Origin of the sequence: Acinetobacter sp. Ac_5812, from assembly GCF_013072695.1 — a bacterium.
In the GTDB taxonomy this organism is placed as follows: domain Bacteria; phylum Pseudomonadota; class Gammaproteobacteria; order Pseudomonadales; family Moraxellaceae; genus Acinetobacter.
The window spans coordinates 263436-278378 of the sequence record NZ_LXUK01000022.1; the positions used below are offsets into that span (position 1 = coordinate 263436).

Here is a 14943-nt window from a genome sequence, read left to right on the forward strand (position 1 = left end):
TTATAGTTTAAATATTATTGGGGAATAATATGTGGGAACTTGTGAAAGCGGGTGGTTGGTTAATGCTGCCCCTCATTCTCTCATCAATTTTTACGGTTGCGATTACACTTGAAAGATATATTCGTTTAAAACGGTCACAAGTTTTGCCGCAAGCATTGCTTGTTAATGGTTCAGATGTAGAATCAGTGATTGCTCGGTTACAACAAGATGATGCAGCAAAAAGCCCACTAGGTCGTATTTTAAAATCGGGTTATGAACATCAAGATCAAGGCGAGCAGTTTGCGCGTGCTCAGATGGAAGCAACGGCTTCACAAGAAATCAGTCATCTCGAAAAAAATATCAATTTCTTAGGCACTTTGAGTGCAATCGCACCTTTATTGGGATTGCTTGGAACGGTACTTGGGATTATTGAATCATTTTTGGTGATTGATGTTGGCTCTGCTGGTAATGCCAGTATGATGATGCCGGGTATTTCTAAAGCCTTGATTACAACCGCTGTCGGGATGTTAATTGCGATTCCTGCAATGATTGCTTATCGCTATTTCCAGCGAGTTGTGCATGAATATATTGCTGAATTAGAACAACAATCGACTTTGTTTCATGCTGCGCTTTTCTATAAAAAAGCAGCACATGTCCAAGAACACCGTCGTGCAAGCTAAGCCGAGGTGCTCGTATGAAGTTTAAGCGCTCTCAAGTTGAAGATATTCATATCAATTTGACACCAATGATTGACTGTATGTTATTTATTTTGGTGTTTTTATTATTATCGACGACATTTAGTCAACAAAGTCGTATAAACCTGACACTGCCAGATGCGCAGGGTGTTCCACCTAAACAATTCGATCACAAAATTGAAATCATGGTAGACTCCACAGGGCATTATTCTGTGAATGGTCAAGCGTTATCAAGTAAAGATATTGCGGATTTAAGCACGGCAATTAAGCAGGTTGCACAAGATCGTCGTGATTTTATGTTTATTATTGCGGCTGATGCCAAAGCTGCGCATCAGGATGTAATTCGTGTGATGGATGTTGCAGGTCAACTCGGTTTTGTTAACGTCAATATCAGCACTAAAGTTCCAACGAGAGGTTTTACTGAGTGAATCAAGATTTTAAGGTATATGTCCGTTTAATATCGTATTTAAAATCTTATTGGGGCGTTGCCTTACTCGTCTTGCTTGGCTTTGGAATCAACGCAGCGACGGAGGTTTCTGTCGCAAAGTTGCTGAAATACATTATTGATGCCATCCAAGACGGTAGTCGTACCAACTTAGACTGGTTTCCAGCGCTGATTGTTTTACTGATGTTTTTCCGTGGTGTCGGTCTATTCCTTGGTGGATATTTTTCTGCTGTTATTTCACGTAGTTTGGTGTTTAGTATCCGTCAGGAAGTCTATGCAAAATTGTTAAGACTCCCATCTCAATACTATCTTGATAACAGTGCGGGTCATATCAGTGCAAAGTTGATGTATAACGTGGAGCAGTTAACAGCTGCTTCTTCTGAATCTTTGCAGACACTGATCAAAGATGGTTTGATTGTTATTGGTCTATTAAGCTATCTCCTTTATACCAACTGGCGTTTAACCCTTTGTATCGTGGTTTTCATGCCATTTATTGGGATATTGGTCAGAATCGCATCGAAGAAAATGCGGAAACTTTCGATCCAAGTCCAAAATACCATGGGTGATGTGAACCATGTGGTTCAAGAAACCATTACCGCTAACTCGGTTGTGAAGAGTTTTACGGGTGAGGCGTTTGAACAAAAACGTTTTTATAAGTCCTCAGAAGAGAACTTACGCCGTGGTTTGAAAATGGTGGTGGTACAAAATATTAACAGCCCAATTATTCAGCTGTTATTATCAATGGCGATGGCAATCATTCTTTGGTTAGCGTTGCGTCCGCAAGTATTTGGAGATACCTCAGCGGGTGAGTTTATTTCATTCATTACCGCTGCTGGCCTTATTTCTAAACCTGTTAAGAATTTGACCGATATCAATGAAAAACTTCAACGTGGTCTGGCAGCAGCACATTCCGTATTTGAGTTGTTGGATATGCCTGAAGAAGTCAATAATGGTCAACTTAAGCCTGCGTTGAAAGGTAATATTCAATTTGATCATGCCAACCTGCGTTATGATGATGGCACCCATGCGATTAAAGACTTCTCTTTGGATATTAAGGCGGGTCAAACTGTTGCACTGGTTGGACGTTCGGGGGCTGGCAAAACCTCATTGGTTAACATGCTGCCACGCTTTCAAGAGTTAAGCGAAGGGCAAATCTATTTTGATGGTATTCCTGTTCAAGAGATTGAGTTGGCTTATTTGCGCTCACAAATTGCGACAGTGAATCAGCAAGTGGTGTTATTTAACCGTTCAGTACGCGATAACATTGCTTATGGTCAGTTACAAGACTCAAGTGATGAGCAAGTGATTGCCGCTGCAAAAGCTGCTTATGCACATGACTTTATTATGAACTTGCCACAAGGCTATGACACGATTCTAGGTGCCCAAGGCTTAAACCTATCAGGTGGCCAACGTCAACGTATTGCCATTGCAAGAGCAATTTTAAAAGATTCTCCGATTTTAATTTTAGACGAAGCGACCAGTGCTTTGGATAACGAATCTGAATATTTTATCCAACAAGCATTTGATGAAGCCATGCAAGGTCGTACCACGATTGTGATTGCTCACCGCTTATCTACAGTTGAAAATGCAGATGTCATTGTGGTGATGGATAAAGGTCAGATTATTGAGCAAGGGACTCATGCTGAGCTACTGGCAAAACATGGCATGTACTATCAGCTTCACCAACGCAATTTTGAGGAAAACTAAGTATGTCGATGGCGCAACGAATACAGGATGCTTGGAATGAACAAGCTTCGTGGTTGGTGGTGTTGCGCCCACTGTCTTGGTTATACCGATTTGGTTTTTGTGCGAATCAAGCCTTGTATAAACACGGAATTAAACCCGTTTATACAGCACCTGTACCTGTCATGGTGATTGGTAATATTACTGTGGGTGGTAGTGGTAAAACACCATTGTTGATTCAGCTGGTCAAATATTTACAGCAACAGCAGATTCGGGTGGGTGTAATTAGTCGAGGTTATGGCGGCCAAGGTCCATTTCCGCTTTTGGTGACTCAACAATCTGAGCCCGATGCTGCAGGTGATGAACCCTGCCTTATTGTCCAATCTACCCAAGTGCCAATGGCGGTTGGGCCTAATCGACAAGCTTCGATCGAGTTGTTACTCGAAAATGAGCAACTGGACCTCATTATTAGTGATGATGGTTTGCAACATTGGGCTCTGGCACGTCAGCTTGAATGGATTGTATTAGATCAAAATCGAGGTTTAGGTAATGAAAAATTATTACCAGAAGGCTATCTACGTGAACCTAAATCACGCTTAAATGGTAGTACTGTCATTGAGCATAGCAAAACTGCACAAGTACAAAGAAGTATGCATTTGGCGGTTGGTCAGCCATATCTTTTAAATACAAATGTTGAAGTGGATTGGTTTGATACTAATCAGTATTTTAATGCGGTTGTTGGTATTGGTTTTCCACAACGTTTTTATCACACCTTAAATACGATAGGCGTACAGCAATATCAGGCGCATGAGTTCCCAGATCATCATGATTATGAAATTGATGATTTAATCTTCGACAACCAAGAAGCTATTATTACCACTGAAAAAGATGCCGTAAAGTTTAAAACCTTATTAAAGCAACATCCTGAATTTAACACGCCGATTTGGGTGGTTCCTGTTGAGGCCGTTTTATCATCCGATTGTTATGACTTGCTGAAACAGCAGTTACAACACGTTGGTATTCAATTTTCTTAGAGAGCGACCATGAAACATATTGTCATTCCAGCTCGTTTTGCGAGTTCTCGTTTGCCTGCAAAACCTTTATTACTCATTCATGGCCGTCCGATGATTTTGCGTGTGGTCGACCAAGCAAAAAAAGTTGCTGGTTTTGATGATCTGTGTGTGGCTACGGATGATGAGCGCATCGCAGAGGTATGTCGAGCGGAAGGGATTGATGTGGTGATGACCCGTGCAGAACATCCTTCAGGCACCGATCGTTTAAGCGAAGTCGCACGTCTGAAAGGATGGTCGCAAGATGATATTATTGTCAATGTACAAGGCGATGAGCCATTGTTGCCTGCACAATTGGTTCAGCAGGTGAGTCAGCTTTTAGTTGAAAATCCGCAATGTTCAATGTCTACGCTGTGCGAACCGATTCATCAGTTAGAAGAGTTTCAGCGAGATAGTATAGTTAAAGTGGTGATGAGTAAGCGTAATGAGGCGTTGTATTTTAGCCGAGCAACCATTCCGTATGATCGTGATGCTGCGAAACAGGCTGAACCAACATTGCATGATCAAGCTTTTCGTCATTTAGGTTTATATGCCTATCGCGTGAAATTGCTGCAAGACTATGTCACTTGGGAACAAGGTCATCTCGAAAAGTTGGAAAGTTTAGAGCAACTCCGTGTGCTCGAAAACGGTCATCGTATCGCCATTGCGGTGGCAGAAGCCAATTTACCGCCGGGGGTTGATACTCAGGCAGATTTAGACCGTTTAAATACTCTACCTTTGAGTGCATTTGAATAATTATGGTCGATACTCAAGCTACAGTGATTTATCCTTGGCATGCTCAGACATGGGAATTATTAACAACTCGGTTCCCTGAACTTGGGCATGGTCTTTTATTTTACGGAAAGAAAGGTTGCGCCAAGAAAGAGTTTGCAGAGCGATTTGTGGCTTGGGTGCTATGTTTAAATAAGCAGGCACAACGGGCATGTGGTGAATGTACCAGTTGTCAATGGTTGAAGTCCGATACGCACCCAAACTATGTGCATATCACCACGGATGAAGACAATAAAAAGCAAAATGCAAAGATTAAAATTGAAAAAATTCGAGACCTACTTCCGTTTGTTCAGCAAACAGGGGAAGGTTGGCGTGTCGTGGTTATTGAGCCTGCCGAAGCACTGAATACCGCCTCAGCCAATGCACTGCTCAAGACCTTGGAAGAGCCTGGTGAGAAGGTTGTGTTGATTCTATTGGCTGACCATTACCTAAAACTTCCTGCAACGATTCGAAGTCGATTACAGCATTTCGCTTTAGATCGCTTAACGATTCAGGATGCACAAACATTTGTGCAGCAGCAAATTCCAGAAATCTCGAATGAACAAATATCATTATTGCTGAGTCTTGCCAATGATATGCCTTTGACTGCTATTGAGATTGAAAAGAGTGAGTGGCTACAGAAACGTGCATTATTCTTGAATGATTGGTTTAAATTGGTTGCTGAAAAGAATATGCCTTTAAACTATTCAAATAAGTGGTCTAAAGAATTAAGTTTCTCTGAATTTATCACTATGTTTGAATATCTTTTAGGGGATTTAATTAGTTTAAAGTTGAATCAATCCTTAAAGAATAATGATTTGGACTTTAAATCACTTGCCGAGTTCTACAATTTAGAGGCACTTTTTACGATTTATTCTGACTTACAGCAAAAAAAGTTAATGATTGAGCAAAATGTACAAACCCAACTGGTATTGGACGAGTTGTTTATTCAATTGATGAATGTTGCTTAACTAAATTTTAAAAATATTTTAATTAAATTTATAGGCTTAACCCTCTGGAACAATCAGGAGGGTGAGTTTTCATCATGTTTATGTAAAGTTTGTATATAAATTGTTCGGTGCTCTTCAAACCTTATTAAAAGTATATAAAATGTGAGTTACTTCACAATAATATTAAAAAATAAGGAATATAGAGATGAAAATAACATTTATCGCGATTGCTTTATCATTTGCAATAATACCTAATATTGCAATGGCCGAACCGAAATTTGTATCTAATATTAATGGCTCCTCATTTGCGATTAATGCTTCAAATGCAGGTTCTCAAGCATATGAATGTGTCTATAGCTATTCTTTCAATCATGCCAAAGGTGTGGTAGCGAGTCAGTTCAGTGGTAAGTTTTATATTGAAGCTGGGGTGAGTAATATTTCTGTGATTTCAAGAAATACAGATCAAATGATTAGCACATTGGATTTTGATTATAAATGTACTGAAAAATAGTCATTCATGAATTGAATACCGAGTAAAAGAAACCGCTTAGAAGAGCGGTTTTTTTATGGGAAAAATTTCGCTCACATGGAATGTTGAAAATTCACATATAGAAATAAATATGTTATTTTTTCACATGGCGTTTTGCTAGGTATGCTAGGGAATTTAGATATGCACATAAAAACACTTTTGGTCGCTTTAAGCTTTTTGTCATTGAGTGCTTGCCAGACATTGGATTCAGCAATGTCTGCAACGGATGGAATTTTAAATAAAACTGGAGATATCCTAAGCGGAGACTTTCGTGGTTTAGGTCCTGCAAAGAAAGCAACACTTTCTGAAATCTGGAGAGATTGGCAACAAAATGAAATTACTGCAAAACGGAAATGGGATGCTCAACGTCTTGAAGTGCCGGGAATCATTACTCGTATTACTAAAACAGGTGAAGTGATTTCTCAAAACCAGATTGCAATTATTTTTAAAGATCCAAGTAATAGCAAGTGTAAAGGGCAAGGCCTGACTCGTGATGATTTAAAAGTAAATACTGATAAAATTAGCAATCTAAAAGTCGGTGATCGAATTACCGTGACGGGGGTGCTTGGTACCACTGAATCGAAATGGGCGACACAAGGTGAATGTTGGTTCTCATTTGATAAAGCTGAGATCGTAAAAGCCACAAAGTAATATGTTTGATCAAGATAGTAAGCAAGTCTTACTATCTTGATCTACCTGAATTATTTATGGGCTTAACATGTTGTGATCGTCTTCAGTTTTTGCCGGAATAGGCGTGTGATAAACCAGTTTCAATTGGTTATTTTTGAGGAGGTAGAATTTTTTAGCATAGCTATCTTTTCCATTCATTTGAACGGAACCATGGCTGACCAATAATAAGCTATTGGGTTGGATACCAATTAATTTTTCTCCAGTTTCACCACCGAATACTTTGAGGATTTTTCCTGTTCTCTTGCTGATTAAAGTCAGGCTGAAACACATCGCACCACAACCCCAACCAACTGCGACATATTCTCCAGCATAGTCAGGTTTTTCTTTTAGTCCTTCTGATAACCGTGTTCTAAACAAACGAGCATCAGCATCACTCATGTCTAATTTTGCAGTAGGTCCCTTATAAATCTGCACTGGATAATCGGTGAATTGTGGTTGTTGGTTTAAAGTCTTCGCATAGAGCACGGACGGACTTAATAGATAAGCACTACACAAGATGATTAGACTTAATCTTTTCATTCTAAATTCCTTTGGATTTGCCTTTTTATGTTTTAATCGAGTAGGTTCAGTCAGTTTTGATGAATTGTCATCTATTTTTAAACAATCCTTTCTAGAATGCATGGCTTGTCTAAATAAAGCGCAGATTGATTGTTTTGTTCGGGTTTTATTTAAACATTATTTGTTGTTTGTTCGATTGTTTTCTATAATCAAGTCATAAATCGAGTATAGATTTTTTATTAGACGGTCACCAATGAGAATTCTCTAAAATTATGTATAGCTAGTAATATTTTTAGATTTATCAATGGTATAAAATTATTAATGTTTTGATGAATTCAGTTTTTGACAGGGGAATGTTATGCAACCACAAATGATGGGCGGAATTATACAGGTCAATATTCCAGATAAAACCACATTGCAATCCAGCTATATGCCTTTTGTTGTGGGTGGTGGTTTGTTCGTACCGACGAAACAAGCCGTTAAAATGGGACAAGAGGTGTTTGTATTGGCAACGTTGCCTGAGCAATCACAAAAGATTCCTTTGACTGGAAAAGTGATTTGGATTTCGCATAAACAAACACATTTTAAACCACAAGGCTTTGCGATCCAGCTTGTGGGTGAAAAAGGCGTGTATTATAAAAACGAAGCCGAAAAATTATTGGCGGGTAGCAAAGGCTTGGATCGTCCAAGCTATACGATGTAGTTGTAAAGAGAATAGGAAGAACGAGTGTTTGTTGATACGCATTGCCATTTAACCATGTTAGATCTGAGTCCTTATCAAGGGGATTTGGATCAAGCACTTGAACAAGCACGACTTGCAGGTGTCTCGAAATTCATGGGGATTTCAGTCGATCTTGAAGATCATGTTAAATTGGCTGAAATTGCTGCTCGGCATGAGGATGTTGGTTATTCAGTGGGTGTGCACCCTTGTGAAGACGAGCAGATCATGGCGCGTGCAACAACGGATTATCTGGTGCAACTCGCCCAGTCGGACAAAGTATGGGCTTTAGGGGAAACAGGCTTAGATTATTATCACAGCACCGATTTTGTAGCTGAGCAAAAACGTTGTTTTGCACGTCATATTGAAGCATCGAAAATTGTTAAAAAGCCTGTAGTGGTGCATACCCGAGCAGCGAAACACGATACGGTCGATATTATTCGTTCTGAACAATCTACACATGGAATTTTGCACTGCTTTACCGAGGACTGGGAAACGGCAAAAGCGGTTCTAGATTGTGGATATTACATTTCCTTTTCTGGGATTGTCTCTTTTAAAAATGCGCAAGATTTACGTGATGTTGCGAAGCAGGTACCACTCGATCGTTTGTTGATTGAAACGGATAGTCCTTATTTAGCGCCTGTACCATATCGTGGTAAAACCAATGAACCGAAATACGTTCCATTTGTAGCAAAAGCATTAAGTGATGTATATGATAAATCGGTTGAAGAGATTGGCATGATTACAACACAAAATTTTGAGAATCTCTTAAATTTGAAATAAACGGTTTTTGATGTACTAGGAAAGAGAGTTATTACGTGAAAATGGATCGTCAGGCTCAGTTTAAAGCACGAGAAGTATTAATTTTTCAAATCGCGGAGCAACTCCTATTAGAAAATGGTGAAGCTGGTATGACGCTGGATGCCTTGGCAGCTGAGCTAGATCTCGCCAAAGGTACGCTATATAAGCATTTTCAAAGTAAAGATGAATTGTATATGCTGCTCATTATCCGTAATGAGCGTATGTTATTGGAAATGATTCAGGATACGGAAAAGGCTTTTCCTGAACATTTAGCATTCTTTATGCTGCATCATTTACATCACCCAGAACGTACAGCATTATTTCACCAAATTGAAGAACGTCTTTCGACAACAGGTCAGGGCATTCAATTACTTTTTAGTGAGTTGTATAAAGTACGCCGACAGCGCTTACGTATCATCATTCGTATGACCGAAAGTTATTTATTGGGTATCAATAGCACGATGACCACACGTGATTATCTCGCATCTATTTGGTCGTTGACCTACGGTGCTGCGGTTATTTTAAATTCGAGTTTCTATCAACGTTATTTGGGTTCTCGAGATACCTTGCGTGTTGCCTATATTGAGCAGGCTTTAGCATTACCTAAGCTACTCGAACCTGTTCTCCCATAGTTGAAACGATAATGAGATCACCACTGCATTCGCAAAAAGCCTTTACTCTGATTGAGATCATGGTGGTGATTGTCATTATGACCATCATGGCATCTCTGGTGGTGTTAAATATTGGTGGGGTCGATCAACGCCGAGCCATGCAAGCTAGAGAAATGTTTATTCTTGATCTGAAAAAAATAAATAAAGAAGCAACAGATCAAGCCAAAGTTTTTGCTCTAAATACTCAGAATGCCACAGATGTTGCACCGTTTAGCTATAACTTGTTTGAATACCATGATCAAAGTCGTGAGCAGATTCAGCAAGCTGACCGTACTTGGCAACTGTATAAAGAATTTAAAACTCGTCAATTACCCGATCATGTGTCTTTCAGTATTCAAAGTCTGGACACAGCGACTTATAACAAAGCAAAAAATGAAGACTTGTTGGGGGGTAAAGCGCCTCAATTGATTTGGTTTGGGAATGGTGAAGTGAAACCTGTTCGGATTCAGTTCTATTATGAACAACAGCCGATTGGTCATGAATTAGAGTTAGATCACTTGGGTAAAGTTGATGAAAGTTAGATCTTTGGGAAATCGCGCTTCATCTTGTGCTCGGATGAAGAATTCTAATAATAGAAGCATCGCTTCTCAGTCTTCTTGCGAAGCGATGCTTCTCAGATCGAGCCTTGCTCGATTTAATCATGCTCACTTCGAGCATAGCTCTTCGTCTTCTTGCGAAGCTGAGCTTCTCAGGGGGAAACGTTGTTTCACTTATCCTGCAACTCAAAGCATAGCTTCTCGTCTTGCGACACGATCGAGCGTTGCTCGATTTAACCGTGTCTCAGGATTTACCTTACTCGAAGTAATGGTGGCCTTGGCCATTTTTGCCGTAGCAGCGATTGCCCTAACTAAAGTTGCCATGCAATACACTCAGTCGACATCGAATGCGATCTTGCGTACTAAAGCACAATTTGTGGGGATGAATGAAGTTGCATCGATGGAAATCAATCAGGAGTGGTTAGAGGGAACACAATCCAAGCAAGTGACTTCTCAAGGTGAAACCTGGCAAATTGATAAAAAAGCACAATCGACCATTAGTCCGAAAATTCAACGTATCGAGTTGCAGGTCAGCTTATTTAATAATGAACAAGGTAAGGTCGAAGCGGGTGTTACCAATCTTGTGTTCTTTAACTATCCTGCAAAGGCGAGAACACAATGACATATCATGCTGAGCATCGCTTTTCGCCTCACACAGGCTTTACCTTGGTTGAACTGTTGGTTGCAATTGCGATTTTTGCTGTGCTTTCGATGCTGGGGTGGAAGGTCTTTGATTATCTATTAAAAGTAAAAGATCGAAATGCAGAACATGAAATGTATCTATTTGCCTTACAAGATGCATATCAACAAGTGTTAAGAGATAGTTTGCAGATTATTCCATTGACAGCAAATGATGGAAGGCAGTTACAAGCAGCTATTGTATTGAATGATCAACGTTTTTCATTTAGTAAGGCCGGTGTTTCTGATCCATTGAAGCAGGGATTATCACCTTATGAGCGTATTGAATATCGCTATGATTCTGCACAGAAGAAAGTATATCGATTGAAATACTCAAATCTCAATATCCCAAATCGTGTGCAACCGATCTCAAGTACATTGTTGGAAAATGTAGATCAGTTTAAAGTGCTGGTTTTGAACCCGCAAGAATTGACACAGTGGCCTGAGAATAGTGACCCAAGCAATATTGCTGAACTTAAAAAATTACCGCTAGGCATAAAAATACAATTAACCGTTGCAGGTACGGACTATGAATGGATCTATAGTTTGTTGAATACACAGGCATATTTGCAGTCGATAGGAAATTCAAGTGGTATGGATGGGGGTACAAATCCACCTAAAAATAATGATGGATCTAATTCACCAGATCGTACTGGATCTTCATAAAAATGCGCAAGAGGCAATATCCAGTGATTCAAAAAGCTCAAAGTTACGGGTTTGGCCAGCGTGGCATTGCATTATTAACCATTCTGGTCATGGTCGCTTTAGCAACGATTTTGGCAGCGACCATTGCCAAACGCCAGACCAACACCTCTGAAAATACTGGGTATTTGATGCGCCAAGATCAATCTTTACTGTATGCAAAAAGTGCCGAAGCTTTTTTTTCTGAGTTGCTTATCCAAGACAGCGATAATGGCGGTACGATTGACCATCTGCAGGAAAACTGGGCCAAGCCGATGCCACCATTTCCGGTAGAGGATGGTTTTGTTTCTGGGCGCTTATTGGACGAATCTGGGAAATTTAATCTTAATAATTTGGTTAAGGCTGATGGTAGTCAAGTTGATGATTCGGCTCGACGTTGGTTTGAAAAATTGTTGCAGCGAGTTGGTTTACCCGCTGAACTTAGTCAAGCTGTGATTGACTGGCAAGATGTTAATGATGAGACAACCGGTGCAATGGGGGCTGAGAGTAATTATTATCAAGGTTTAGACCCTGCATATTTAGCGCCGAACACTAAGTTTCATAGTGTAGATGAACTGAAACTGGTGAAGGGATTTGAAGGTAAAAACTATGATCTGATTAAGCCCTATGTTACAGCACTGCCCGAACAGACTAAAGTAAATATGAATACAGCACCGGCATTATTGCTCGCCAGTATTGATCCGAAAGTTGATGTTAAAGCGGTAGAGCAGGAACTGAAAACCAAACAAGCCAATTTGACTTATTTCAATAATGTTGAAGATTTATGGAAGTTAAGTGCTTTTTCTGGAATAGATGAACAAAGCAAAACGGATGCTGCGACTTTCCTTGACAGTAAATCAAGTTATTTCACTGCTCAAATTGAAGTTGTTTTAAGCGAACGGAAAAGGCAATTTACCAGCTCATTAGCACGAAAAGATAAGCAAGTATTTGTTTATTCTAGAAGACTTTCGCCATTTGAGTAGTATTCTTTATTGAGTTATCAAATGGTGACAAGATTTAAAATCAATCCCAATGCTTGTTTTTTTGCTTTATAATAAAATTCGTTTGCAGATAAAAGATTAGCTTGGTGCATGTTAATTCGTAAATTGTTTAAGTTTGAAAATGCTCATATCGTACGTAACTGTACATCGGACCGTTGTAAGCGTTCGATTCATGGGCATAGTTATAAAGTTGAATTATTATTAAAAGCGTCAAAGTTAGATCATGGGCAAATGGTCTATGACTTCGGTCTGTTAAAAGGTGTCATCAAAGAGTTGTATGATAGTTTTGATCATGCAATTTGTTTTTGGCAGAAAGATGATCCTGCTTATATTGATGCATGTAAAACATTTAGCGCGCGTTGGATTGCGTTACCTGTTTCCCCATCGGCTGAACAGTTTTCGCGTATTTTCTTTTATCTTGCTCAGCAGGTACTGAACTCGACCACCACTCAAAATGGTGAGGGTGATGTTGAGGTTTACTCTGTTATTGTGCATGAAACGGATACAGGTTACGCACAGAGTTTTCAAGAAGATATCGACAATGAGCAAATGGGTGTATTAAATTTGGATCAAATTGTATTTTCAGAGCAAGTACAAGCTGAATGGAGTAATGTTCAGATGTATGAAAATCTGAAAAAAGGAATCAAGTTCCAAAATCCAAACGTAGAATTACAAGTTAATATTTGAGTGTGTTTTCACTCCAGCGAGTGAATTTATTTCAAGGAATATGGATGCAATTTACTGAACAACAACAGGACAAACTAAGTAAAGTTCAGTTGGATGAGTCTTGGAAAATCTCACTTTCAGAGTTTCTATTGAGTCAAAAAATGGATAATTTGAGGGAGTTTTTGCAACAAGAAAAACTTGCAGAAAAAACCATTTATCCACCAAGTAAACAAATTTTTAATGCGCTGAATACGACACCACTTGCTGGTGTCAAAGTGGTGATTTTAGGGCAAGACCCGTATCATGGTCCAAATCAAGCCAATGGTTTGAGCTTTTCGGTACAAAAAGGGATTGCATTACCACCGTCCTTGCGTAATATTTTTCATGAATTACATACCGATTTGGCAGTACCAGTTTCACGTCATGGTGACTTAAGTAAATGGGCGGCACAAGGTGTACTCTTACTGAACAGTGTACTCACGGTAGAAGCAGGACAACCAACTTCACATCAAAAACAGGGATGGGAAGAGTTCACGGATAGCGTAATTGATGTATTAAATGAACAACGTGAACATATCGTGTTTATTTTGTGGGGTGCCTATGCACAGCGCAAAGGTCAACGTATTGATCGTAATAAGCATTTAGTTCTAAGTGCAGCGCATCCATCACCGCTAGCAGCGAATCGTGGTGGTTTTTTTGGCTGTAAAGTATTTTCAAAAACAAATCATTATTTGAAACAACATGGCATTGAGCCTATAGACTGGCAATTGGACGCATAATGACTTCTCCTGATTTAAATAGCTATCATCCAGATTTAGTTATTGAACACGCAAAAAATGGTTGGCGAATCATTCGTCTGAATCGACCTAAATCGTTGCACGCTTTAGATGAATCAATCGTAAGTGCGCTACTTCAAGTGTTTGAAGATTTTCATGTCGATGAGTCAGTTAAAGCGATTTGGTTTGACTCAACCACGCCAAAAGCATTTTGTGCGGGCGGTGATGTTCGCAAGTTACGCCAATTGGTGATTAATCAAGAAGTGGATGCTGCGAATCAATTCTTCCAGCAGGAATATGCACTAGATTTACTGTTGCATAACTACGCTAAACCAATCGTGGTTTGGGGAGAGGGTTATGTGATGGGTGGCGGACTTGGTCTGTTTATGGCTGCACCATTTCGATTAGTTACGCCTTATTCACGTTTGGCGATGCCAGAAATCAATATCGGTTTATACCCTGATGTTGGTGCAAGCCGTTTCTTGGCTGATCGTGGGCAAATTGGTTTGTTTACCGGCTTGACGGGTTCAATTATGACGGCAGCGGGTGCATTTAGCATCGGTTGGGCGACTCATATCTGCGAAGCGCAACGTGATAATATGCTGCAAAAAGTACTCAGTGTGGATTGGAATCATTACCCTGCTGGCGCATTTAGAGCGATTGACGATACCTTAAATAGTTTGCATCGCCCTGTGGCATCTGGGCCATTACAAAACTCGATTGATGTGATTCATAGTGTATGTCGTGGTCAAAGTTTTGAATATGATTATCAGTCAATTATTGGTTTAAGTGACGCGAGTAGTGACTGGTTGCGTCAAGCCAGTGAAAACTTACAGAAAGGCTCGCCAAGCACGGCTGCAATCACATGGTTGTTATGGCAATGGGGCAAGCAAGGACATGCGTGGGATGAAGTGTTTGCATTGGAAGCACAGATTTCTGATTGGAAAATTCGTCATCCAGATTTTGTCGAAGGTGTGCGTGCGCGTTTAGTTGATAAAGACTTATCTCCAGAATGGCAGGCAACTGAGCAACTCAGCTTGAAAGGGATCTTGGGAGATTGTCCTCCTGTGACCAATATCGAAAGCTGGAATGCTTTATTAAAGCAATATGGTGTCATTGCCTGATT

Annotated in this window: 19 protein-coding genes; 18 read left to right on the forward strand and 1 reads right to left on the reverse strand. The window is 39.9% G+C overall.

Annotation, left to right across the window (positions count from 1 at the left end; genetic code table 11):
• Positions 1 to 29 precede the first annotated feature (29 nt).
• From A7P55_RS14615 to A7P55_RS14650, 8 genes are all read left to right on the forward strand, one after another.
• Positions 30 to 659, forward strand: a complete 630-nt coding sequence (locus tag A7P55_RS14615; RefSeq protein WP_171552650.1) for a MotA/TolQ/ExbB proton channel family protein — start codon at positions 30 to 32, stop codon at positions 657 to 659.
• A gap of 14 nt (positions 660 to 673) precedes the next feature.
• Entirely contained in the window at positions 674 to 1102 is a 429-nt protein-coding gene (locus A7P55_RS14620; protein WP_004806616.1) for a biopolymer transporter ExbD, read from the forward strand.
• A complete protein-coding gene (gene msbA, locus A7P55_RS14625) occupies positions 1099 to 2826 on the forward strand; it encodes a lipid A export permease/ATP-binding protein MsbA (RefSeq protein ID WP_171552651.1) in 1728 nt (575 codons plus the stop codon). The genes A7P55_RS14620 and msbA overlap by 4 nt, the downstream gene beginning before the upstream one ends.
• 2 nt (positions 2827 to 2828) lie before the next feature.
• Positions 2829 to 3836 carry a tetraacyldisaccharide 4'-kinase gene (lpxK, locus tag A7P55_RS14630; protein WP_171552652.1) on the forward strand — a complete coding sequence of 336 codons (1008 nt, stop codon included), beginning with the start codon at positions 2829 to 2831 and terminating at the stop codon, positions 3834 to 3836.
• A 9-nt stretch (positions 3837 to 3845) separates the two neighbouring features.
• The gene (gene kdsB, locus A7P55_RS14635; RefSeq protein ID WP_004806621.1) at positions 3846 to 4607 is read left to right on the forward strand and encodes a 3-deoxy-manno-octulosonate cytidylyltransferase; all 762 of its coding nucleotides are present in this window, start codon (positions 3846 to 3848) and stop codon (positions 4605 to 4607) included.
• Positions 4608 to 4609: 2 nt separating this feature from the next.
• Positions 4610 to 5593 (forward strand): DNA polymerase III subunit delta', encoded by a 984-nt coding sequence (locus A7P55_RS14640; RefSeq protein ID WP_171552653.1) that lies wholly within the window; start codon positions 4610 to 4612, stop codon positions 5591 to 5593.
• Between the two features lie 184 nt (positions 5594 to 5777).
• On the forward strand, positions 5778 to 6083 hold the full coding sequence (locus A7P55_RS14645; protein WP_171552654.1) for a hypothetical protein: 306 nt from the start codon (positions 5778 to 5780) through the stop codon (positions 6081 to 6083).
• A gap of 159 nt (positions 6084 to 6242) precedes the next feature.
• The gene (locus A7P55_RS14650; protein ID WP_032811637.1) at positions 6243 to 6752 is read left to right on the forward strand and encodes a lipoprotein; all 510 of its coding nucleotides are present in this window, start codon (positions 6243 to 6245) and stop codon (positions 6750 to 6752) included.
• A 54-nt stretch (positions 6753 to 6806) separates the two neighbouring features.
• On the opposite strand, the gene A7P55_RS14655 is transcribed toward A7P55_RS14650, so the two are convergent.
• The gene (locus A7P55_RS14655) at positions 6807 to 7310 is read right to left on the reverse strand and encodes a hypothetical protein (protein ID WP_171552655.1); all 504 of its coding nucleotides are present in this window, start codon (positions 7308 to 7310) and stop codon (positions 6807 to 6809) included.
• A gap of 337 nt (positions 7311 to 7647) precedes the next feature.
• Here A7P55_RS14655 and A7P55_RS14660 point away from each other — a divergent pair, with 337 nt between their 5' ends.
• The 10 genes from A7P55_RS14660 to A7P55_RS14705 all read left to right on the forward strand — a co-directional run bounded on the left by A7P55_RS14660 (position 7648) and on the right by A7P55_RS14705 (position 14941).
• Positions 7648 to 7992 carry a PilZ domain-containing protein gene (locus A7P55_RS14660; protein ID WP_171552656.1) on the forward strand — a complete coding sequence of 115 codons (345 nt, stop codon included), beginning with the start codon at positions 7648 to 7650 and terminating at the stop codon, positions 7990 to 7992.
• Positions 7993 to 8016: 24 nt separating this feature from the next.
• Positions 8017 to 8790 (forward strand): YchF/TatD family DNA exonuclease, encoded by a 774-nt coding sequence (locus A7P55_RS14665; RefSeq protein ID WP_171552657.1) that lies wholly within the window; start codon positions 8017 to 8019, stop codon positions 8788 to 8790.
• Between the two features lie 41 nt (positions 8791 to 8831).
• Positions 8832 to 9440, forward strand: coding sequence for a TetR/AcrR family transcriptional regulator (locus A7P55_RS14670; protein WP_171553256.1), 609 nt, complete (start codon positions 8832 to 8834; stop codon positions 9438 to 9440).
• An 11-nt stretch (positions 9441 to 9451) separates the two neighbouring features.
• Positions 9452 to 10000, forward strand: coding sequence for a type II secretion system protein (locus A7P55_RS14675; protein ID WP_171552658.1), 549 nt, complete (start codon positions 9452 to 9454; stop codon positions 9998 to 10000).
• 85 nt (positions 10001 to 10085) lie between these two features.
• Positions 10086 to 10637 (forward strand): type II secretion system minor pseudopilin GspI, encoded by a 552-nt coding sequence (gspI, locus tag A7P55_RS22815; protein WP_171553257.1) that lies wholly within the window; start codon positions 10086 to 10088, stop codon positions 10635 to 10637.
• Positions 10634 to 11359, forward strand: coding sequence for a type II secretion system minor pseudopilin GspJ (gene gspJ / locus A7P55_RS14685; protein WP_171552659.1), 726 nt, complete (start codon positions 10634 to 10636; stop codon positions 11357 to 11359). Before gspI ends, gspJ begins: the two co-directional genes overlap by 4 nt.
• A gap of 23 nt (positions 11360 to 11382) precedes the next feature.
• The gene (gene gspK, locus A7P55_RS14690) at positions 11383 to 12357 is read left to right on the forward strand and encodes a type II secretion system minor pseudopilin GspK (protein ID WP_171553258.1); all 975 of its coding nucleotides are present in this window, start codon (positions 11383 to 11385) and stop codon (positions 12355 to 12357) included.
• 108 nt (positions 12358 to 12465) lie between these two features.
• Entirely contained in the window at positions 12466 to 13062 is a 597-nt protein-coding gene (locus A7P55_RS14695; RefSeq protein ID WP_171552660.1) for a 6-carboxytetrahydropterin synthase, read from the forward strand.
• Positions 13063 to 13106: 44 nt separating this feature from the next.
• Positions 13107 to 13820, forward strand: coding sequence for a uracil-DNA glycosylase (gene ung, locus A7P55_RS14700; protein WP_171552661.1), 714 nt, complete (start codon positions 13107 to 13109; stop codon positions 13818 to 13820).
• On the forward strand, positions 13817 to 14941 hold the full coding sequence (locus A7P55_RS14705; protein ID WP_171553259.1) for an enoyl-CoA hydratase/isomerase family protein: 1125 nt from the start codon (positions 13817 to 13819) through the stop codon (positions 14939 to 14941). The genes ung and A7P55_RS14705 overlap by 4 nt, the downstream gene beginning before the upstream one ends.
• The last annotated feature ends 2 nt before the right edge of the window (positions 14942 to 14943 follow it).

What these genes read in the sequence shown, in the direction of transcription:
- A7P55_RS14615 (WP_171552650.1), top strand. Translation starts at nt 30, where the DNA reads ATGTGGGAACTTGTGAAAGCGGGTGGTTGGTTAATGCTGCCCCTCATT.
- A7P55_RS14660 (WP_171552656.1), top strand. Translation starts at nt 7,648, where the DNA reads ATGCAACCACAAATGATGGGCGGAATTATACAGGTCAATATTCCAGAT.
- A7P55_RS14675 (WP_171552658.1), top strand. Translation starts at nt 9,452, where the DNA reads ATGAGATCACCACTGCATTCGCAAAAAGCCTTTACTCTGATTGAGATC.
- kdsB (WP_004806621.1), top strand. Translation starts at nt 3,846, where the DNA reads ATGAAACATATTGTCATTCCAGCTCGTTTTGCGAGTTCTCGTTTGCCT.
- A7P55_RS14640 (WP_171552653.1), top strand. Translation starts at nt 4,610, where the DNA reads ATGGTCGATACTCAAGCTACAGTGATTTATCCTTGGCATGCTCAGACA.
- gspJ (WP_171552659.1), top strand. Translation starts at nt 10,634, where the DNA reads ATGACATATCATGCTGAGCATCGCTTTTCGCCTCACACAGGCTTTACC.
- A7P55_RS14650 (WP_032811637.1), top strand. Translation starts at nt 6,243, where the DNA reads ATGCACATAAAAACACTTTTGGTCGCTTTAAGCTTTTTGTCATTGAGT.
- gspI (WP_171553257.1), top strand. Translation starts at nt 10,086, where the DNA reads ATGCTTCTCAGATCGAGCCTTGCTCGATTTAATCATGCTCACTTCGAG.
- ung (WP_171552661.1), top strand. Translation starts at nt 13,107, where the DNA reads ATGCAATTTACTGAACAACAACAGGACAAACTAAGTAAAGTTCAGTTG.
- A7P55_RS14655 (WP_171552655.1), bottom strand. Translation starts at nt 7,310, where the DNA reads ATGAAAAGATTAAGTCTAATCATCTTGTGTAGTGCTTATCTATTAAGT.
- A7P55_RS14620 (WP_004806616.1), top strand. Translation starts at nt 674, where the DNA reads ATGAAGTTTAAGCGCTCTCAAGTTGAAGATATTCATATCAATTTGACA.
- lpxK (WP_171552652.1), top strand. Translation starts at nt 2,829, where the DNA reads ATGTCGATGGCGCAACGAATACAGGATGCTTGGAATGAACAAGCTTCG.
- A7P55_RS14645 (WP_171552654.1), top strand. Translation starts at nt 5,778, where the DNA reads ATGAAAATAACATTTATCGCGATTGCTTTATCATTTGCAATAATACCT.
- A7P55_RS14695 (WP_171552660.1), top strand. Translation starts at nt 12,466, where the DNA reads ATGTTAATTCGTAAATTGTTTAAGTTTGAAAATGCTCATATCGTACGT.
- A7P55_RS14670 (WP_171553256.1), top strand. Translation starts at nt 8,832, where the DNA reads ATGGATCGTCAGGCTCAGTTTAAAGCACGAGAAGTATTAATTTTTCAA.